Here is a 19920-nt window from a genome sequence, read left to right as displayed (position 1 = left end):
AGCATGCACCTAAGCTAACAGGGATCGGATAACTGGCTCTTCAGAGTTGAGTGTGGGGTGAGGCATCCAGCCCGCCAGTGGTCAACAGCATGCGGAGTCGGTAGTGCTCGAAGTTTCTGAAGCCGCGAGCGATGCGACGACCGAGCTCGATGAGCCCGTTGATGGCCTCGGTGCCGCCGTTGCTGGCACCGTCGGTGTCGAAGTACGCCAGGAACGCTGTCCTCCACCGGCGCAGCGTCTTTCCCAGCCTCGCGATCTCCGGGATCGGGCAGGACGGCAACGAGTTGATGAGCTTCTCGGCCAGACGCCGACCCTGGGCAGGGGTGGGCTGGTGAAACACGTCACGGACGTCTTGGGCGCACATGTAGGCGACCTCGACCGCGACGTGATCGGGGTGGGCTGCGAACGCTGTTTCCAGGCGGGTCTGCTGGCGGGCGGTGAGGCGTTCCTGCCCGGCCCGGAGGATGTGACGGATGCCGTAGAGCGGGTCGCCCGTACGGCCTCGGTGGCCGAGGGTCTCCTGCTGGACCCGACGGCGCGCGTCATCGACGGCGCTGGTGGCGAGCTTGACGATGTGGAACGCATCCAGCACGCAGGTGGCGTCCTCGAGCTGGTCATCGATCGCGTTCTTGTAGCCCTGGAACGGGTCGAGTGTGGCGATCTCGACCTGCTTGCGGAACCCTTCGCCGCATTCGTCGAGCCAGTCCCGGTAGGCGTTGCCGGATCGGCCGGGGACGAGGTCGAGCAGCCTGGCGGTGGGGTGGGGTCCGTGAGTCAGGTCCACCATCCCGGTGGGCTCCTTCGGACCGCGCCGTCTTGGGTTGCGGTGGTGCCAGACATGCTCGTCCACGCCCAGGATCTGCACGCCCTCGAAGCGGGATGGGTCGTTCGCGGCCGCGATCAGGACTGGTCGGATCTGGGACCAGAGGGTGTTCCAGGTCGTGCCGAGCTGGCGGGCCAGGCCCTGGATCGTCGCCCCCTCACGGCCGAGTTGTCCGATTGCCCAGCGGATCGCGCGCGTGCTCAGCAGCCCTCGCGCAGCGCAGACGTTGGGGTTCTGCTCGACGAAGGTGGCGACGTCGCAGAGGGGCTCGCGGCAGATCCAGCGGCGTTTGCGCCACCGGATCCTCACCGGCCTGCCTGCCCAGGGCGCGTCGATCATCGAGGTCACGATCCGGCCATGCCCTGTGGCGATGACTCCACAGCCGGGGCATCCGGCGACGGGATCGCAGGACTCCACCTCGAGTACCAGGCTCGTGGGGTCTTTCAGTACTGCGGTCAGATGGAGGTTGGGGAAGTCGAGGAGGAGATCGCATCGGCAGCAGCGGTTGAGCGTGTCGGAGCAGGCGCACGTAGAGTTGGGCATCGTCGAGGTCCTTGGTGTGAGCAGAGGTTAGAGTCCGCTCATCATCGGGGACCTCGACGTCTACCCCCTAGCACCCGTGCCCGATCGGCGTGCCCACACTCAACTCTGAAGAGCCTGTTTTGGCTTGCGTTTTCCACCGATCCACAGTCTCTTTTGCGTCGGCTGTCTATCCACAATTTCGCTCGCCGCTGCCCTTCCTCATCGATCCTGCAGTGGACTGTGAACCATGAAAACTCATAGCCCCTCCCCTGCTCGCAACCGCTTTTCGACTATCGTGCCCCTCCCCGGCACCGGCTTGCCTCGCACCGTGTTGTTATGCATGCTTGCCCTGATCTGCACGGTGGCTCTCACGGCGGCGAAACCGGTTCCGCCGGTCGGCCGTGAACCCACGGGCTCTGAATCCTGGGAAGACGTAGGGATGTTGCGTGGGTTCGAAGCCCCTGAGCATGTATGGAGTGCTGGAAGCCGCGGGGTCCAGTTGAAAGCTGCCGCCGGCGATGCGGTGGTTGCACCCGCCGACGGCGTGGTCAGCTTCGCTGGAAAAGTGGCAGGGCGGCCAGTGGTTGCGATCCAGTTACCTTCAGGCTGGCGTACAACCGTCGAACCTGTTGATGCATCGGTTCGCAAGGGCGACCGCGTTACTGCCGGCAAGCGCATCGGTACTGTCGCGGCGGGTGGCCCGTGTGATCAGCGATGTGTTCATTGGGGTTTAAAAACAGGCAGCGGGGCCAACGTCTTATACAGAGACCCCCGAACACTGCTCTCTGAACAGCCTTCGGTTTTGTGGCCGGATGCTGACACCCCGCCAGGATCCGGGCCCTAAAACTATGAGGGTCTAGACGTTAGCCCCGCTACTGTTGAGCGAATTCACGTTGGCGCGAGCTCGCTCACTTAGCTTGCGATACGTGGGTGCTCTTTCTCCCAGGTCTTCTCGAAGATCAGCTCGTCGTCGTTATATGCGAGCACATGGGAGTACGTGTAGATGTTCTCGGCATCACAGCTCATGCGTGTTGTCGCAAAAACCTTGGTGTCCCAGTCCATGTCTGGCCGGCGCATCCCCACGGTCCACACCGATTCGGTGCGTGCAGAGAGCGGATCGTCCTTATTGATCCAGTAGGTCTCAACCGTGTCTTCGTCATAGTGCAACCCATCCGGGTACACGCGCGTGCCGCCATAGGCGGGGTCCACCTGCAACACGGTTTCGTTGGCCACCACGTCTTGAGAGATCAGCCGTTCAGGGCGCGCCGCACCCGCTGCCCCTGTTTCGCCTGCCTGCGGATACTTCACATCCAACGGAACTAGCCGGACTGGATCATCGAAGCGCACCGAAGCATCCGCAGCGGCACGCTCTGCCGCGCCTTCGCCGTCGGTGGGTTCACGGACCGGCAGCACCAGCGCGCTCGCGGCAGGATCAATACTGAACCCTTCCCCGCCTGGCTGCGGCCAGACCCACGGCCAGTAGGCACTCGAGACAGCTACACGGAGCACGTGGCCGGCAGGGAAACGGTAGCCCACTCCCGTGATCGGGACCTCAACCTCAACCCACTCGCCTACCGGCATCGCTACGGCCTTATCGCGGCCTTCGCGGGCGCTGAAGTTCAGGTTGCCGCGGGTCACCAAGGTCGAGGAGCCGTCTTGAGCGACATCGTTGATGCGCACATACACTTGGCCGCGTTCGGTCGGTGATGAGACCCGTAGCTTGACCGAAGCGTTGCCGAGCACGTCGATGTCTTCTGTCACCGGGAAGTCGAATACAACTGACTTACCGTCATCGCTACGCTGGTCCACCGGCAAGTCAGCTGCGTTGCCGTACGGGAAGTAACGGCCGGCGTCTGCACCCACATCCTGTGGTGAGGCCACACGCACCTCAAGAGCGCCATCGCTGTTGGTGCTCTGTGCGGCGAACGGTGAAACATGCGCACCGTCCAGGCTCAGCTCGGTTGGTTTGATGTGCGGGCTAGGCCACTGCTTTTCTGCAACCCAGCGGCCCGGCATCTTGTCATAGGCGGAACGCGGCGGCACCGAATCGGTGATCCAGCCCCGGAATAGCGGAGTATCCATCGCGCCGTTGTCTTTGCCCTTGAGCCAATGATCCCACCAGCGCAGGGTCTCACCCAAGAAGTCGATGTGCGGGCCGGGGCGCAAGTCGCGGTCAGGATACTGATGCGCCCACGGGCCTACGATGCCGCGGACATTCTTACCGAGTGCGGACAGATGCTCGGTCAGCCGCAGGACGGTGTCACGGTATGGGTCATACCAGCCGCCCACCGCCATGACCGCGGCGTCAAGCGAGCTGTAGTCTTCGCACACAGATCCGTGTTTCCAGTAGTCGTCACGGACCTGGTGCCCAACCCACGTGTCGATGAACGGCTCGATGTTCTCAAGCCGGTACTTCCACTGATCGAGCCATTTCTCGCCCCACACCCGCTTATCAACCGGGCGGGATTCGAACGCGAGCATCGTTCCGGCCCACGCGTGCATGTCGATCCCAAGCATCGAGCCGCCGAAATAGTGCACGTCGTTGTCGTAGCGGTCATCAGTTGAGCACACTGTGACGATCGCTTTCAACGCTTCTGGCTGATAGCTCGCTAGCTGTAACGAGTTGAACCCGCCCCAGCTGATGCCGAACATACCGACCTTGCCCGTGCACCAGTCTTGCTTGGCGATCCACTCGATCACCTCAAGCCCGTCATTGTGCTCTTGCTGATCGTATTCATCCCCCGGTACGCCTTCACTGCTGCCGTGGCCGCGGATGTCCACGCGAATGGATGCGTAGCCGTGGCCTGCATAGAACGGGTGCCGTTCGTGATCGCGCGGGGCAGTCCAGTCTCCGTGGCGGTACGGCAGATATTCCAGGATCGCTGGAACCGGATCATCAGTTACAGGCATCCATGCTTTCATCCACAATCGTGTGCCATCGCTGAGAGGAATCCAGTCCTCAACGATCTCGACTTTAAACGGAAGGTCTTCAGGTTTCAGCATGTCCACTCCCTACCTCTAAGTTGTTGCTTCTACGCTGCGGATTTACGCGACTGCTTGGATGCGGCGGGTCATCCATGGGCTCACCAGAATGAGGAACACACCGTAAGCCACAATCAGCCCGCCTTGAATACCGAAGTAGGCGGCAGCGTTAGAGAAGTTATCGAAGTCGAACAGTTTCACAATCTGGGCCTGCAAGCCTTGAACCAGCGCCATCGCGGCGAACCAGACCGCCATCGTCTGGCTTGCGAATGCACGCGGGGCCAGCTTGGTGGTCGCGCTCATCCCGGAGGTCTGCAGGATCAGGTCGCCTAGGCCTAGGAAGATGTAGCAGCCGATGAGCCACGCGCTAGCCAGCAGACCCATCGCAGGGGTTACCGCGGCACCCATCGCAACGGTCAAGAACGCAAGCCCGCCGAGGATCGTACCGATACCGACCTTGGTTGCAACCGACGGTTGGCGCCGGCCCAGCTTGACCCACAGCCATGCCAGAACCGGCCCCATGATGATCTCGACGATCGCGGTCAGCGAGATGTACCACGTGGATGGGTACTCGAAGCCGAACGCGGTGTTATCGGTCTTGTTCAGCGCCAAGAAGTTCAGCGTGTTACCGGTCTGGAAGTAGGTGAGGTTGTAGGCGATCAGGGCGATCAGCAACAACACGTAGGGCCCGAGGTTGCGGCGTTCAACCGCGGTGACCTTCTTGGAGAAATACATCCACAGCAGAAACGCTGCCGGCACGATCATCGTGATGATGCTAACCGCGTTGACCACGTTATCTAATCCGTCAGTCGAGCGGGTCCCAAAGAAGATACCCACGGCGACAACCGCTACGGCAGCGGTCACGATGATCCAGAAGTTGGCATCCGGTTTGAACGCGGCACGCACGAGCACTTCGCGGCGCTTACCACCCAGGTTCCGACCCATCGCGATATAGAGGATGAGGCCGAGGACCATGCCCACCGCGGCCGATGCAAACCCGAGGTGCCAGTTGATGTTCTGACCCAGCCAGCCTGCAACGAGCGGGCCGAGGAACGCACCGATATTGATACCGGCGTAGTAGATCGCGAAACCGGAGTCACGGCGGGCATCGTCCTTACCGTAAAGCTCACCGACCTGGGTCGCGACGTTCGGCTTGAGCAGGCCCGTACCGAGGATGATCAACCCTAGGCCGATCCATGTGGTCACCTCGGCAGGCAGGCCCATGCAGATGTGGCCTGCCGCGATGATGATCGCGCCCCACAGGGTCGCCCGCCCTGTGCCCACGATACGGTCGGCAACCCACGCGCCAGCGATACCCAGCAGGTAGACCAAGGCACCATATGCCGCCACGATCGAGGATGCGGTGGACTCTTCGTAGCCGAGCCCTCCGTTGGCGATCGCATCAGCGAAATACAGAGCGAGGATCGCCTGGAAACCCAGATAAGAGAAACGCTCCCAAATCTCGAGGTTGAACAGCGCGAACAACCCCATGGGGTGGCCCATGAACCTGCGGTCCTGATGCACGTGCGCATCGTGTTCAGTAGCTTGGGCGAGCTTCTCTTGCGGAATCCGGTCTTCAGCGATCTGCACGCCGTCGATCAAGACCTCCCCCGGTGAGCCCTCTACCGGGATTGGGTCTTGAGTGAAGTCACCTTCTACCTGGCCCTGTTGTTCGTCTCTACTCATTTACATCTCACAATCGTTCCTCATTGGCACTGCCCCGCATTGTTGCCAGTCTCATGCATTGCTAACAATCGATGCTGATAGGCGCCACTACTTATCACTTTCAACGCTAGCGCCCTTACGTGAACAGTCAACAGAACATGTCAAAGATCTCCTTGAGGCTTCTCTGCGGCTCAAGACGGGTGCTCCATGTTCTGGCAGGCAACCTGGTATATAGCCGGCGCTGATCGCCGGCGTAGAATTAGGGGTATGTCCGTTCAGAAAATTGTGTTGTTCTACGTGTTTACTCCGCTGGCAGATCCAGAGGCTGTGCGTTTGTGGCAGTACACGCTGGCTGAAAGCTGCAACCTTAAAGGGCGCGTGATCATCTCGAAGGATGGCATCAACGCGACCCTCGGGGGCGATATCAGCGATGTTAAGAAATATGTGAAGAACACGCGCTCCTATGAGCCGTTCCGTTCTGCAGACATCAAGTGGTCGGATGGCTTGGGAGATGACTTCCCACGCCTGTCCGTCAAGGTTCGCCCTGAGCTGGTGACGTTCACGACCCCGAATGAGATCGAGGTGGACGCCAGCGGCGTGGTGGGTGGCGGCGAGCGCCTCAAGCCTGCGCAGTTGCATGAGCTTATGGATGCCCGCGGTGAGGATGTTGTTTTCTTCGATGGCCGCAACGCGATGGAGGCGGAGATCGGCCGTTTCCGCAACGCCGTAGTCCCGAACACTGATACAACCCGGGATTTCATCGAAGAGATCGAGTCCGGTAAATACGACGACCTTAAAGACAAGCCTGTCGTGACGTATTGCACGGGTGGGGTTCGTTGCGAAGTGCTGACGGTTCTCATGAAGAACCGTGGTTTCCAAGAGGTCTATCAGCTCGATGGCGGGATCGTCCGCTACGGCGAAGCCTACGGCAATGACGGCTACTGGGACGGATCGCTATATGTATTCGATAAGCGCATGCACATGGAGTTCGGTTCCGGCGCCGAAAGCCTCGGCTCCTGCATCGAGTGTGGCGAACGCACTCCGGTGTTCGTCAACTGTGTGCACCCATCGTGCCGCTCGCAGTTCTTGCGTTGCGAAGCCTGCACTGCCGCAGGCAAGCACCCTGAATGCCCAGAATGCATGAAGCAGGCGGCCACCGCCCCCGCAGCGCTGGCGACCAACTAGACAGCACCGGCTACCAACTAGGCTGCGCTGGCGACCACAACTAGGCCGAGGCTGCATAGCATTTAACCGCGATGGCGGGCTCACCACTAACGTGTGGTGAGCCCGCCATCGTTGTCATAACCTGGCGTCAGTAGCGCGCCGTACCGGCCTGCACTGGCCGAGGTTGTGACGTGTAGGGCGTGCGGGGCTTGAACCCGCGACCCAAGGATTATGAGTCCTTTGCTCTAACCAACTGAGCTAACGCCCCGTAGTGGCTGCTGGAAGCGGCCTAGCTACGAGAGATAAGCCTAACGGAAGCGTGCCTGTTGCGTGAAAAAGTATCCGGGGCGAGTCCAGCGCGCACGGTACACTCATGCCCGGCATCAGCTATTCGCGCCACGATGCGGTGCCCCGTGCTGTACCTAAAGAATCCTCACGGCACACTGAGGCGCCTATGTTGAAACTGAGATGCAGCTGAGAGTTTCTCGCCTTGTTTGAGTTTCGGCTTCCTATTCGGGCTTTCACCTAAACTTTGTGGTGGACTAAGGGGACGTCATCACGGAGATTATGGTAATGCGCCAAAGAGAGGCCTCAATGTCGAAAGTTCCTGCGGCAGACGCCACACTTCGCGTCCTCTCCTACTTGGCGTCCCAACCTCGCCCCACAGCCGCAAGTCACATCAGCCGTGCCTTAGACATTCCACGTTCGAGCCTCTATGACCTCTTACAGGCACTCGTTGCCCGAGGCTATGTGATCCACCATATGGAGGACCGCGCATACGGCCTCGGCCCGTCGGCTCATGAGCTTTCCTCGGGCTATAACCGCCATGCGCCCTTGGCACGCCTGGGCCGCCGCATCGTCGAAGCGCTGGTCGATAGAGTCGGCGAATCTGGGCACCTATCGATTCTGCGCGGGCAGGAAACCGTGTACCTCGTTGAGGCTCGGGCGCAAAACCGCACAAGCCTCGTGACCGATGTGGGTGTGCGCCTCGATGCTTTGCGGACCGCGAGCGGCCGCGCGATCCTTGCGAAGCTACCGAATCAGCAGATCAACGCGCTTTTCCGCTCAGGCCCTGAACGCACGCGAGCGGCTATTGCCATCCGCATGACGCGCGAGCTCGGTTACGGCTGGGAAGACGGCCTGGTCAGCCCGGACTTCTGTTCGGCCGCCGTTCCGGTCCTGGATGCCTCCAAGTGGCCGATCGCCGCGATCGCTTTGACGTGGAAACGCGGCAAAGCGTCTCTGGATCAGCGCGTGCTTGACGACCGCGTTGAGGAGCTCTATGAAGCTGCAGCTACCCTGCAGCGGCGACTCGGGATCCTCGCACCCAAGATCGCTCACCAGCCAAACGAGATCATCGAGCAAGAAGGGGTGACGGTCCTCTCGCCCGAATTAGCCGCAAATATAGACGACAGCTCGGTCAGGTCACACATCATCACCGAGGCATAAACCGCCCCTCCAACCTCGCTTTGTCCGGTATCTCGGACGCGCCTCGCGTGATCACGCGGTTTTTAGTGCGTTGAGACCATTTTCATGATGAGCTATCTCCAGGCCATAAACCCGGCTTCAACATAAGGAGACCATGATGAGCTTTGCCCACTTGACCTCCCCCGGCCACGAACCACGCGAGGTTCGTGCACCCCGCGGAACCGAGCTCACTGCCCGCTCGTGGCAGACAGAAGCGCCTCTGCGCATGCTCATGAACAACCTCGACCCAGAAGTTGCAGAACGCCCTGATGACCTCGTGGTCTACGGCGGCACAGGCCGGGCGGCACGCTCGTGGGAGGCTTACGACGCCATCGTGGATTCGCTCAAAGAGCTCGCCGATGACGAGACGCTGCTGGTTCAGTCGGGCAAACCAGTTGGCATCATCCGCACCAACGTGTGGTCCCCGCGCGTGCTGATCGCTAACTCGAACCTCGTGGGCGACTGGGCCAACTGGCCAGAATTCCGCAAACTCGAAGACGAAGGCCTCATGATGTATGGCCAGATGACCGCGGGTTCCTGGATCTATATTGCAACCCAGGGTATTTTGCAGGGCACGTTTGAGACGTTCGCCGCGGTTGCCAAGAAGCGTTTCAACGGAACCCTGAAAGGCACCATCACGCTGACTGCGGGTTGCGGCGGAATGGGTGGAGCTCAGCCGCTCGCCGTGACGCTCAATGGCGGTGTTGCACTCGTGGTCGATGTGGACCGCAACCGTCTTGAACGCCGCCGTTCCAAGCGCTACCTGGATGAGATCGCAGATGACCTGGATGCCGCGGTAGCGCGCGCTCAGCAGGCCGTTGAGGCTGGCGAGGCCGTCTCGATTGGGATCGAAGGCAACGCGGCAGCGGTGTTCCCTGAGCTTTTACGCCGGCACAAGGCCGGTGAGCTGAGAATCGATGTTGTCACCGACCAGACTTCGGCCCACGATCCGTTGTCGTATCTACCTGCGGAGATTGCTCTTGATGACTGGGACCGCGAAGCCGAGGCCGATCCGGTGGGCTTCACTAAGAAGGCACGCGAATCGATGGCCGCCCACGTTGAGGCGATGGTTGGTTTCCAGGATGCCGGTGCCGAGGTTTTCGATTACGGCAACAGCATCCGCGACGAGGCCCGTCACGCAGGTTTCGAGCGCGCATTCGACTTCCCTGGCTTCGTTCCGGCCTATATTCGCCCGCTGTTCTGCGAAGGTTTGGGTCCGTTCCGTTGGGTTGCGCTCTCGGGCGACCCTGAGGATATCCGTGTGACCGATGAGGCGCTCAAGGAACTGTTCCCTGAGAACGAGCACCTGCATCGTTGGCTGGATGCCGCCGCTGAACACGTCGAGTTCGAAGGCTTGCCAGCCCGTATCTGCTGGCTGGGTTACGGCGAGCGCCACCAGGCCGGACTGTTGTTCAACCGTCTGGTTGCCGAAGGTAAGGTCACCGCGCCGATCGTGATTGGCCGTGACCACCTCGATTCCGGTTCCGTGGCCTCTCCGTATCGGGAGACGGAGTCGATGCTGGATGGTTCGGATGCGATCGCTGACTGGCCTCTGTTGAACGCGCTGACCGCGGCCAGCTCGGGCGCAACCTGGGTTTCGCTGCATCACGGCGGTGGCGTGGGCATGGGACGCTCGATCCACGCTGGCCAAGTGGGTGTCGCTGACGGTACCGAGCTTGCGGCGGCCAAGCTCACGGCGCTACTGACCAATGACCCTGCGATGGGTGTTTTCCGGCACGTGGATGCCGGCTATTCGCGCGCCGTTGAGGTTGCCGATGAGCGCGGTGTGCGTGTGCCGATGAACCCACGCGTGCGGGACTAGGCAGCATCTGCGAATACTCACATCAGCTCAAGCGTGTTTGAGAGGAGCGCTGATGACTTCGACCCTGTATAGCTCGATTGGTGAGCTGTGGTCGTTTGACCCCGAGCATGGCGCGGTTGATTCCGCGAAGCTCGCTACTTCGGCGGATGCCGGTGTTATCGCTGATGCCGCGCTGGTGGTTGAGGACGGCGTGATCGCGTGGACTGGTCCGGCCTCGGCAGCCCCTGACGCCGATGAGCGCGTTGATCTTGCCGGTGCCGCCGTGGTTCCAGGGTGGGTTGATTCTCATTCCCACATGGTTTTTGACGGCGACCGTTCCGCTGAGTTCGAGGCACGCATGGCCGGCCAGGCGTATGCGGCCGGCGGGATCGCAGTCACGACTGAGGCGACCCGTTCCGCATCCGAGGCTAAACTCGATGCGCTGGTTGCCGATCGTGTAGTGCAAGCGGCGGCCTTAGGTACCACGACGCTGGAGACCAAGACCGGCTACGGTTTGGACGTGGATTCAGAAGCGCTCGCCGCACGTGTCGCGGCCCGCCACGTTGAGGAAGTCACGTTCTTAGGTGCTCACCTGGTCCCGCCGGAATACGAGCATGACCGTGCCGCCTATGTCGATCTGGTGTGTGGTCCGATGCTGGATGCGGTTGCCGATCATGTTGGCTGGATCGATGTATTTTGTGAACAGGGTGCGTTCACTGTCGAGGAGTCGATGCGGGTTCTGCAAGCCGGGCAGGCGCGCGGGCTGGGGTTGCGTGTGCACGGTAACCAGATTGGGCATACGGGCGGTGCCGCTATGGCGGTTGAGCTCGGGGCGGCAAGCGTTGATCACCTGAACTTCTTGAGTAGTGAAGATATTGAGATGCTCGCCGCCTCCGATACGGTCGCGACGATCCTTCCGGCGTGCGATCTGTCCACGCGTGCACCGCTAGCGCCTGCACGGGAGCTGCTCGATGCGGGCGCTACGGTCGCGATCGCATCGAACCTGAACCCTGGAACCTCCTATACGTCTTCGGTTCCGTTCTGCATCACCACCGCGGTGTTGCAGCAGCAGATGACGCTTGCCGAAGCGATCCGTGCGGCAACCCTCGGCGGGGCGGTAGCGTTGCGGCGCACCGACGTCGGGCATCTTAGCCGCAGCGCACCTGCGAACTTTGCCGTGCTCGATGCGCCCGCCGCGATCCATATGGCCTACCGGCCAGGCATGGTCGGTGTCCGCGCAACCGTGAAGAACGGCCGCATCATCGCCGGCGCACTCGACTAACCACCCTGGGCCCCTGTGGCTCACGTATTGACTGTGTAATTTCATGAAGGAGCACGCAGTGTCCCCACACCAGAATCCAGAGAACTCCTCCGCATCCACCGTGGTGCTGAATCCAAGCGGTGTGAGCGCCGAGGACGTCATTGCGGTGGCGCGTCATGGCGCCCGAATTGAGCTGGGCCCGGAGGTTTTCCAGACGGTGGATGCGGTCCGCCAACACGTTGAGGACCTCGCGGCCTCCACAACCCCGGTCTACGGGGTTTCCACGGGTTTCGGTGCGCTTGCTGATACCTCGATCCCGCAGGAGCGCCGCACCCTGTTGCAGTCGAGCCTGATCCGTTCCCACGCGGCCGGTACCGGCCCGGAGGTTGAGCGGGAGGTTGTGCGTGCGCTCATGTTCTTGCGTGCCCGCACGCTCGCCACCGGCCGCACCGGTGTGCGGTTCGTGGTGCTTGAAAACCTCGTGGGGCTTCTCAACGCTGGCATCACACCCATCGTCCATGAGTACGGTTCGCTGGGTTGCTCAGGTGATCTCGCTCCGCTGGCTCACTGCGCGATCGTGTTGCTCGGTGAGGGGCGGGCCCGCGATGCCGAAGGCATTGAGCGTCCCGTGCCTGAACTGTTAGAGGAAGCCGGCATCGAGCCGCTGGAACTGGCAGAGAAGGAGGGGCTTGCGCTCATCAACGGCACCGACGGCATGCTCGGCATGTTGCTCATGGCGCTGGCTGATCTGCGTGAACTGGTCGATGTCGCGGATCTGACCACTGCGATGTCGATCCAGGCTCTGCGTGGCCGTGACACCGTGTTCGCACCACAGCTACACGAACCGTTGCGTCCGCATCCGGGGCAAGCGCGCTCGGCCGCTAACGTGTACCGCTGGCTCAAAGACTCCCCGATCGTTGCCGATGTCATGAAGGAAGGCTCCCGCGTCCAGGACGCGTACTCGTTGCGTTGCCACCCACAGGTTGCTGGTGCTGTGAGGGACACGATCTCTCACGCCTCAACCGTTGCAGAACGCGAGCTGGCCTCGGCTATCGACAACCCTGTCGTGTTGGAAGACGGGACCGTCACCTCGAACGGTAACTTCCACGGGGCGCCTGTCGCCTATGTTTTGGATTTCCTCGCGATCGCGGCGGCTGATCTGGCGTCGATCTCTGAACGCCGTAGCGACCGGATGCTCGATAAGTCCCGCAACTTCGGTTTGCCGCCGTTCCTCGCAGATGACCCGGGCGTGGACTCCGGTTTCATGATCGCCCAATACACCCAAGCAGGCCTGGTTGCAGAGATGAAGCGGCTGGCCTCCCCCGCCTCGGTTGATTCGATCCCGTCCTCTGCGATGCAAGAAGACCACGTCTCGCTGGGTTGGCATGCCGCACGGAAGCTCCGCACCTCGATTGATGCGTTGCGTCGCGTCCTGGCGATCGAGCTCATGACGGCGGCCCGCGCAATCGAGTTGCGTGCCCCGCTCAAACCATCACCTGCCACGGCAGAGGTCATCGAAGCGTTCCGCGCGAGCGTGCCCGGCCCGGGCCCCGACCGTTTCCTCGCACCCGACATCGAAGCGGCAGTCGAGTTCCTCGCAACCCACCCCTGGCACAGCTAGGGAGAACAGCTAGGGATAGAGACAACTCGGCGCCTCAGCTAGCACAAACATAGCTGAGGCGCCGAATCGTTGATGAAGCCGGGCAACCCTGAGCGCCGGTAAGTTCCTAGCGCGAGGGCCCTTAGAGGTAGTCGCGGACGTCAGCTCCGCGGTAGAGAGCCTCGAACGTGGAGATCGTTTTCTCTTCGCCGTGGGTCAGCGCGAGCTGGTGGCCGGCCTCCCCCATCTCGGCGCGTTCGGCCGGTGAAAGGTCCAGGATGCTTGCGAGCTTAGCCGCGAGGTCTTGATCATCGCCTGGGGTGAAGAGGTAGCCGTTGACGCCGTCCTTGACCAGGTGCGGCAGGGCGAGCGCGTCCGCGAGCACCACAGGTCGGGACGCTGAGAGCGCCTCGAGCGTCACGAGCGATTGGAGCTCCGCTGTTCCCGGCTGGCAGAAGACATCCGCGCACAGGTACTCCTGACGCAGGGTTTCATCGTCAACGAATCCGAGGAAGTGGACGCGGTTCTCAATATCCAGCTCCTTAGCTAGCGCTTCGAGCTTGGGCCGCTGTTCACCTTCGCCTACGATCCGCACGTGGGGTTGCGGATGCTGCTTGAGGCGGGCCATCGCTCGCAGAAGAACATCGATGTTCTTCTCCACAGCAAGCCGGCCAGCGAACAACACTGTCTGATAGTCGCGTTGCGGTAGGGTCTCGTCCTTGCGCAGCTCATAGTGGGCCGAGTCGATGCCGTTGGAGAGCGGCAAGACGTGTTTGAGGCCAGCGTTCTCGCGCATCGCGCGGGCCGCGAGCGGGGTCGGTGTGGTGACCACGTCGGCTTTGCCCATGATCTTGCCCATGTCGCGCCACGAGTTACGGGAGACGATGTTGAGGAACCACTGCGGGAACGGGAGGAACGGTTCGAGGTTCTCCGGCATGAAGTGATTCGTTGCGATCAAACGGATGCCGCGTTTGGTGGCTTGCTTCTGGGCTGCGTGGCCGATCATGTAGTGGCACTGGATGTGCACCGCATCGGGCCTGATCTCATCCATGACCTGGCCCGCGATCTTATTGGCGGTCAACGGGGTCACAAGCCGGTAGGTTTCGTGTGTTGGCGCCTTATGCGAGGTGACACGGTGCACGGTGGCTTCCGGGCGATGCTCCACAAAGCTCGGGCCGCGGTCGCTACGTGCCGCAAGGACATGGACTTCATGGCCCCGCTTAGTCAGGTTGGATGCCAGCCGGTAGCAGAACACGGCCGCCCCATTGACGTCGGGCGGATACGTATCGCAAGCGATCAGGATTCTCAGGGGAGTTTCCCGGGTCTCCAACGCAGGCTCCATTTCTCTCGACGCCATCGGCTACAACCTCTAAATTCTATCGAACCTTCTATCGAACCTCGGTGCGCTCAGGGGCCACCGAATCAGGATGGTGCCGGGACAGCTGCAAGACCCCGATAATCGCGATCACGCCCGCGGCGATCATTCCCAGCGCAATGTACCACGGCAATCCAGGCATGAGCTCACCCAAAATGATGACCCCGATCAGCACGCCCACCATAGGATCGATCACGGTCAAACCTGCAACCACGAGTTCTGGCGGGCCGGATGCGTAGGCGTGCTGGTTGAAGTACTGCCCCATGATGCCCACGATCACGATCGCGATCATCGCACCCCACGGAACCTGCTTCCACCAGGTCATCTCCGGGTCCCAGTGCAGGAACGTCACCGCGATCGTGCGAACCAGGACCGCGGTGAAACCGAACAGGATGCCCGCCCCGACGATGTAGAAAATGGCGCCGCCTTTATGGCGCCTGTGAACCAGGGCCAGGATCGCGAGGATCAGGCTGCTGATGCCCAACAGGATGATGATCAGAACACGCTGATTACCGGTCACGAAGGTTTCGTGAGTCGCCTTGATCGCAAGCAGCACGAAACCGATCGCGCCGATCGTGCACACCGTGATCGCACGCCAGGTTGCACCGTTGATGCGGATCTTGCGGTCCCACGAGTTGATGATGGTCGTCAAAACCAGCGCCACCGCCCCCAACGGTTGAACCACCGTGAGCGGGGCGAGCGAGAGCGCAACGACGTTGAGGACCACGCCGGTGATCATCAAGAAAAGACCGATGAGCCACGTGCGGTTCTTCAGCATCTCCAGGATCTGCCGCCCGCTGACCTCACGGCCGTGCGCGTTGCGTACGGCCGCGGCTTGACGCTGCGTACCCAAGGCAAGAAACGCGGCCGATACGAGGGCCGCCGTGACAGCTAACCAGACCATGTTATGTGGTGTAGACATGCACTGGCAGGCCGGGGTTACCGGCCTGCCAGTGTTCACAGAGAATGTTCAAAGCGTGGATTCGAGACTGCTCTAAGCCCTACTTGGAGGCTTTAGCAGCCTTCTTCGCTTTCTTCTTCTTACGCTTCTTCGAGATGCCCAGGATCACGAGCAGAGCCGTAGCGATACCCGCGGCCGCGCCCAGGATCGGCATGACCTTCTCGCCAGCGGCACGGTTGGCCTCATACGAGTCACCACCGGTGCTGACCAGGCCGGTACGCTGAGCGACCGAGCCCACACGAGCCTTGACATCGGACTGGCGTCCCAGGGTGTCACGCAACTGAGCCAAGTGCTCACGGCGGCGGGACAAGCGGCGCTTCAACTCGCCCTCGGAAGGCTTCTCCGAATAGGTCTGCGAGTGATCCTCACGGGAGTTCGGGTTGGTCTGCTTCTTGGACGCTTCCTTCTTGCGCTTCTTCTCTTCTTCCTTTTCCTTTTGCTTCTGCTCAAACTCAGCGATGCTGAAGGCGGTTCCCTGCGAAAGCACACCCATGTCATAACGCAGGCGCGTTGCCGCGTTCTTAGGGATCTCGATCGCTTCAGGAACGATGTTCTTTGCGCGGGTCACACCCACGAGAACAAAGATCAAAGCCAAAATCAGGAAGAACGCAGAGACCAGCAAGGCGGAAACCCACAGTGGCATCACGGTTGCCAAGCCCGCGATCGCGGCGACAACCAGTGCGATCACCAGCAAGCCCAAAAGGCCCAAACCTGCGGCGAGCAGTGCAACAGCAACGCCCAAGGAAACGCCCTTGGCCTGGAGCTGACGCAGAGTCAACTGCACTTCGTCATTAATCTGTTTAGGGGCCAAACGCATCATCACAGATGCGGTCTGACGCAGGTTCTGCGGTTGAGGCAACTGCTCCTGCTGTGTCATGAAATCCGGTCTCCTAGCACACTCGGTACAAACCGGGTGCGAATCGCTTGTGGTTCCTGGTAGTGGTTCCTTGTACAAAACTACCACCGTTTACTCAGAAAGATGAGTTTCAGTTTCCTGCTCTCAAGCAGGTCTCAGTCATCTCTCTTTGGCGTGATATAAAGTGCGTGCTTCCTGGCAAGCCCGCCATAAATCCTCGGCAGAACGCTCCCACGAATAGTGGGCAGCACGCTCGCGGCTGAGGCCACTACGGGCCGCAAACTCATGCGTATTCTCAAGCGAACGAACAGCGGACGCAAAGCCCGCATCGTCATCCGCGTCAACAAAAAGCGCGGCGTCTGCACCTATCTCACGGAAGATCGGGGTATCAGCACACACCACGGGCGTGCCCAACCCCATCGCTTCAACCAGCGGGATCCCGAACCCTTCCGCCTTCGATAACGTGACCGAAGCCCGGGCACGCCGCAAAAGCTCGGCATACTCTTCCTCGCTCACCCCATCATGGAAAACAACCGAGGCCCCCGCAGGGATCAACGCTTCAAGCTCACGACGCCTATCCGGCCTGATCTTGGACAATAAACGCAACGTGTAGCCAGGCAAGTGAGCCATCCCCCGGATCAACGTCTCAACGTTCTTGTACTCCATGAACGAACCCATATAGACCAGCTCATTGGCTGCGCCTTCGGCCGGATCGCGGGGCTGACCCATCGGTGCTGAAGCGTTAGAGACAATCCGGATAGGTCTACGCGTGAGCTCATGCTTGAGCATCAGCGAAGCAGTCGTGTGAGAAACCGTAGCCACAACATCGGCGCGGTTCAGTAGAAACCTCTGCGGCCAATACGCCTTATGGAACAAACGCCACAACAGGCGCACCGGAGCCGGTAAGAAACCCGGCGGAGTAGGGTGCTGATAGTAAATCAAGTCATGCAGCGTGAGCACCAGCGGGAAGCGGCGCCCGAGCGAACCCATCGTCTGCATCGGGCTGAACACCACATCCGGGCGCAAACGATTCACTCGCAAGGACGTCAATGGTTCAAGCGGCGAGGTCGGCGAATTGATCACAACATAGGGCACCGCCGGTAGCATCGGCAGCTGAGCCTCATCCGAGATCAGCATCCGCACTTCATGGTTGCGAGCCAACGCCTCAATCAACGACGCGGTGAAACGCGAAATCCCATCGTGATGATCAGTGCGCGTATAACGCGCATCAACTACCAACTGCACGGACTCACTCCCCCGCGTACAGCTGCAACATGAAGCAGCTTCAACCTGGAACGGCTATGGCCTGGAAAAGAAAAACCCTGGAACAACTTTGGTTCCAGGGTTTCAGTTCAGCTCCCCCGACTGGATTCGAACCAGTAACCACTCGATTAACAGTCGAGTGCTCTGCCGTTGAGCTACGAGGGATCAACAACAGAAGAAGACTTTACCAGGGGTTTACAGGGAAGGCAAAACCGCCTGATACGTTGCCGATTTAGAGCGCGCCCGACTGATATTTGCGGCGTTCCATCTCCAACTCCAGAAGCTGTCGATGCAGCTGATCGACCCGCTCGGGGTTATCCGAAGCAACCCGTTGCAGTTCTGCAGCAAGATCAGCTTTCTGCCGGTTGACCTGCATCGCGAGCAAACGGTTCACGATCCCCTTGCAATAGCGCCGCAGCTCGTCTTCGTTTGAGGCAGGCAACGGCGCGACCGCCATCTGCGACACCAAGGCGGCCAAGGGTTCCGGGACCTGCTCACGGATCGTCTCAACCCACACCGCCGTTGAAACCTGCATGCTTGCAGCCACCACAATCGCGTCCTTGATCGCCGCGTGCGCCGGAGTCAAGAACCGTGTCTCAAAAAACTTAGACCACGCATCCGCATCGATCAGGTGCGGATTCTGGATCACAACCTCAAGCGCATCCCACTCGATCTTGGTTGCCGGATCCGATATGTTCACGCCCGCCGGTGCAGAAGGACTCCCAGGCTCGCCCGAGAAACCATGCGGCGACCCGTTCACATGAGGCTGCATTCCGCGCCCGCCGCTGCCCCGCTGCGCTGAAACCTGCTGATACGGACCCTGCCCACCGGGGCCGTGCTGGCCGCCCCGTCCGGCCTGGGCCACAGCACGCCGGACCTCAGCAACCTCCATGCCAAGCCAACCGGCAACCTCACGGATGTAAGCAGGCCGCATCGCAGAATCCCGCATCGAGGCGATAATCGGCGCCGCGGCACGCATCGCCGAAACCCGGCCCTCAACAGTTCCTAGATTGTGTCGTTTCAGCTCCGCCTTGAGCGCGAACTCGAACAACGGCGTCTTGTGCTCCAGGACCTCACGCAGCGCCTCATCCCCGCGCTTTTGCCGCACATCGCACGGATCCATGCCATCCGGGCCCACCGCGATGAACGTCTGGGCGACGAAACGCTGATCCTCACGGAACGCACGCAACGCCGCCTTCTGGCCCGCTTCATCGCCATCGAAGGTGAAGACGACCTCGCCACCGGAGCCGAAGTCCGAAAGCAAGCGCCGCGCAACCTTGATGTGGTCCGCGCCAAAGGCTGTGCCGCACGTGGCAACCGCGGTCGTGACCCCCGCCAGGTGGCACGCCATAACATCCGTATAGCCCTCAACCACCACGAGCTGCTTCTTCTTAGCGATCTCCCGGCGTGCCAAATCCACGCCATAGAGAACCTGCGACTTCTTATAGATCGCAGTCTCCGGGGTGTTGAGATACTTCGGCCCCGGATCATCCTCATAGAGTTTGCGGGCACCGAAACCGATCGTCGCGCCGGTCAGGTCACGGATCGGCCAGATCAACCGTCCCCGGAACCGGTCATAAATACCGCGCTGACCTTCAGAGAACAAGCCGGTCTCTTTGAGCTCATCCTCCGTGAAGCCACGGTTGCGCATCAACCGCAACAAGTTATCCCACCCCTGCGGGGCGTACCCCACACCGAACTGCTCAGCATGTTCAGCGCTGAAACCGCGGCTCGTGAGTTCCTCCCGCGCCGTCTGGGCCTCCGGGGTCTGCAACTGCTTGCGGAAAAACTCCTCCGCAACCTTGTGGGCATCCAAAAGACGCTGCCGGCGCCCCACCTGCTCCTTGCTAGGCCCCGAACCGCCGTCCTCATAATGCAGCGTGACACCCACACGGCCAGCCAAATACTCGACCGTCTCAGCAAACGACGTCGAATTCATCTGCATCAAAAACGCGATGACATCCCCGGACTCGCCACAACCGAAACAGTGGAAGGAACCCATCTGGGGGCGCACATGAAACGACGGCGTGCGCTCATCATGGAACGGACACAAACCCTTATACGAACCGATACCAGCGGATTTCAGTGAGACATATTCCTGGACGATCTCTTTAATATCAGTGCGTTCACGGACCTCATCGATATCCGCACGCTTAATCAGCCCTGCCATGATGCCACCA

At 60.9% G+C, this 19920-nt stretch carries 14 protein-coding genes and 2 tRNA genes; 6 read left to right on the top strand and 10 right to left on the bottom strand.

Translation table 11 applies throughout. The features are described from left to right. Positions 1–40 precede the first annotated feature (40 nt). Complete coding sequence (locus HMPREF3160_RS07330; RefSeq protein WP_141739871.1) at positions 41–1366, bottom strand: ISL3 family transposase; 1326 nt, start codon at positions 1364–1366, stop codon at positions 41–43. A gap of 319 nt (positions 1367–1685) precedes the next feature. Between HMPREF3160_RS07330 and HMPREF3160_RS07325 the strand changes: the two genes are divergently transcribed. Then, positions 1686–2189 carry a M23 family metallopeptidase gene (locus HMPREF3160_RS07325; RefSeq protein WP_070490753.1) on the top strand — a complete coding sequence of 168 codons (504 nt, stop codon included), beginning with the start codon at positions 1686–1688 and terminating at the stop codon, positions 2187–2189. A 68-nt stretch (positions 2190–2257) separates the two neighbouring features. On the opposite strand, the gene HMPREF3160_RS07320 is transcribed toward HMPREF3160_RS07325, so the two are convergent. Together HMPREF3160_RS07320 and HMPREF3160_RS07315 are read right to left on the bottom strand one after the other, a co-directional pair. Then, positions 2258–4348: a CocE/NonD family hydrolase gene (locus tag HMPREF3160_RS07320; RefSeq protein WP_070490752.1), complete on the bottom strand. Its 2091-nt coding sequence runs from the start codon at positions 4346–4348 to the stop codon at positions 2258–2260. 42 nt (positions 4349–4390) lie between these two features. Then, on the bottom strand, positions 4391–6013 hold the full coding sequence (locus HMPREF3160_RS07315) for a peptide MFS transporter (protein ID WP_083285537.1): 1623 nt from the start codon (positions 6011–6013) through the stop codon (positions 4391–4393). A gap of 246 nt (positions 6014–6259) precedes the next feature. On the opposite strand from HMPREF3160_RS07315, the gene HMPREF3160_RS07310 reads away from it, so the two are divergent. Beyond that, positions 6260–7177, top strand: coding sequence for an oxygen-dependent tRNA uridine(34) hydroxylase TrhO (locus HMPREF3160_RS07310; RefSeq protein WP_070490704.1), 918 nt, complete (start codon positions 6260–6262; stop codon positions 7175–7177). Positions 7178–7350: 173 nt separating this feature from the next. Here the strand turns inward: HMPREF3160_RS07310 and HMPREF3160_RS07305 are convergent. Then, a tRNA-Ile gene (locus HMPREF3160_RS07305) sits at positions 7351–7424 on the bottom strand. 326 nt (positions 7425–7750) lie between these two features. Between HMPREF3160_RS07305 and HMPREF3160_RS07300 the strand changes: the two genes are divergently transcribed. The 4 genes from HMPREF3160_RS07300 (at position 7751) to hutH (ending at position 13306) form a co-directional block, all read left to right on the top strand. After that, entirely contained in the window at positions 7751–8605 is an 855-nt protein-coding gene (locus tag HMPREF3160_RS07300; RefSeq protein WP_070490703.1) for an IclR family transcriptional regulator, read from the top strand. A 136-nt stretch (positions 8606–8741) separates the two neighbouring features. Next, entirely contained in the window at positions 8742–10445 is a 1704-nt protein-coding gene (gene hutU, locus HMPREF3160_RS07295; protein ID WP_070490702.1) for a urocanate hydratase, read from the top strand. A gap of 52 nt (positions 10446–10497) precedes the next feature. Then, the gene (gene hutI / locus HMPREF3160_RS07290) at positions 10498–11706 is read left to right on the top strand and encodes an imidazolonepropionase (protein ID WP_083285536.1); all 1209 of its coding nucleotides are present in this window, start codon (positions 10498–10500) and stop codon (positions 11704–11706) included. A gap of 58 nt (positions 11707–11764) precedes the next feature. Next, entirely contained in the window at positions 11765–13306 is a 1542-nt protein-coding gene (gene hutH / locus HMPREF3160_RS07285) for a histidine ammonia-lyase (RefSeq protein WP_256174154.1), read from the top strand. Positions 13307–13427: 121 nt separating this feature from the next. On the opposite strand, the gene HMPREF3160_RS07280 is transcribed toward hutH, so the two are convergent. From HMPREF3160_RS07280 to dnaG, 6 genes are all read right to left on the bottom strand, one after another. Continuing rightward, complete coding sequence (locus tag HMPREF3160_RS07280) at positions 13428–14642, bottom strand: glycosyltransferase (RefSeq protein WP_070490700.1); 1215 nt, start codon at positions 14640–14642, stop codon at positions 13428–13430. 31 nt (positions 14643–14673) lie between these two features. Further along, complete coding sequence (locus HMPREF3160_RS07275; RefSeq protein WP_070490699.1) at positions 14674–15564, bottom strand: DMT family transporter; 891 nt, start codon at positions 15562–15564, stop codon at positions 14674–14676. A 97-nt stretch (positions 15565–15661) separates the two neighbouring features. Further along, positions 15662–16498 (bottom strand): phage holin family protein, encoded by an 837-nt coding sequence (locus HMPREF3160_RS07270; RefSeq protein WP_070490698.1) that lies wholly within the window; start codon positions 16496–16498, stop codon positions 15662–15664. 138 nt (positions 16499–16636) lie between these two features. Beyond that, positions 16637–17722, bottom strand: a complete 1086-nt coding sequence (locus tag HMPREF3160_RS07265; RefSeq protein ID WP_070490697.1) for a glycosyltransferase family 4 protein — start codon at positions 17720–17722, stop codon at positions 16637–16639. Between the two features lie 111 nt (positions 17723–17833). After that, a tRNA-Asn gene (locus HMPREF3160_RS07260) sits at positions 17834–17905 on the bottom strand. Between the two features lie 67 nt (positions 17906–17972). Continuing rightward, a complete protein-coding gene (gene dnaG / locus HMPREF3160_RS07255) occupies positions 17973–19910 on the bottom strand; it encodes a DNA primase (protein ID WP_070507800.1) in 1938 nt (645 codons plus the stop codon). Between the last annotated feature and the right edge of the window lie 10 nt (positions 19911–19920).

Source organism: Arthrobacter sp. HMSC06H05 (genome assembly GCF_001807395.1).
GTDB classification, from domain to species: domain Bacteria; phylum Actinomycetota; class Actinomycetes; order Actinomycetales; family Micrococcaceae; genus Pseudoglutamicibacter; species Pseudoglutamicibacter albus.
Note: the sequence above shows the minus strand (reverse complement) of the source record. Positions and strands in the feature narration are given on the sequence as shown.

Bases quoted from the DNA above. Each gene is read 5' to 3' on its own strand.
- HMPREF3160_RS07330 (WP_141739871.1), bottom strand. From the start codon at position 1,366: ATGCCCAACTCTACGTGCGCCTGCTCCGACACGCTCAACCGCTGCTGC.
- HMPREF3160_RS07325 (WP_070490753.1), top strand. From the start codon at position 1,686: ATGCTTGCCCTGATCTGCACGGTGGCTCTCACGGCGGCGAAACCGGTT.
- HMPREF3160_RS07320 (WP_070490752.1), bottom strand. From the start codon at position 4,348: ATGCTGAAACCTGAAGACCTTCCGTTTAAAGTCGAGATCGTTGAGGAC.
- HMPREF3160_RS07315 (WP_083285537.1), bottom strand. From the start codon at position 6,013: ATGAGTAGAGACGAACAACAGGGCCAGGTAGAAGGTGACTTCACTCAA.
- HMPREF3160_RS07310 (WP_070490704.1), top strand. From the start codon at position 6,260: ATGTCCGTTCAGAAAATTGTGTTGTTCTACGTGTTTACTCCGCTGGCA.
- HMPREF3160_RS07300 (WP_070490703.1), top strand. From the start codon at position 7,751: ATGTCGAAAGTTCCTGCGGCAGACGCCACACTTCGCGTCCTCTCCTAC.
- hutU (WP_070490702.1), top strand. From the start codon at position 8,742: ATGAGCTTTGCCCACTTGACCTCCCCCGGCCACGAACCACGCGAGGTT.
- hutI (WP_083285536.1), top strand. From the start codon at position 10,498: ATGACTTCGACCCTGTATAGCTCGATTGGTGAGCTGTGGTCGTTTGAC.
- HMPREF3160_RS07280 (WP_070490700.1), bottom strand. From the start codon at position 14,642: ATGGCGTCGAGAGAAATGGAGCCTGCGTTGGAGACCCGGGAAACTCCC.
- HMPREF3160_RS07275 (WP_070490699.1), bottom strand. From the start codon at position 15,564: ATGGTCTGGTTAGCTGTCACGGCGGCCCTCGTATCGGCCGCGTTTCTT.
- HMPREF3160_RS07270 (WP_070490698.1), bottom strand. From the start codon at position 16,498: ATGACACAGCAGGAGCAGTTGCCTCAACCGCAGAACCTGCGTCAGACC.
- dnaG (WP_070507800.1), bottom strand. From the start codon at position 19,910: ATGGCAGGGCTGATTAAGCGTGCGGATATCGATGAGGTCCGTGAACGC.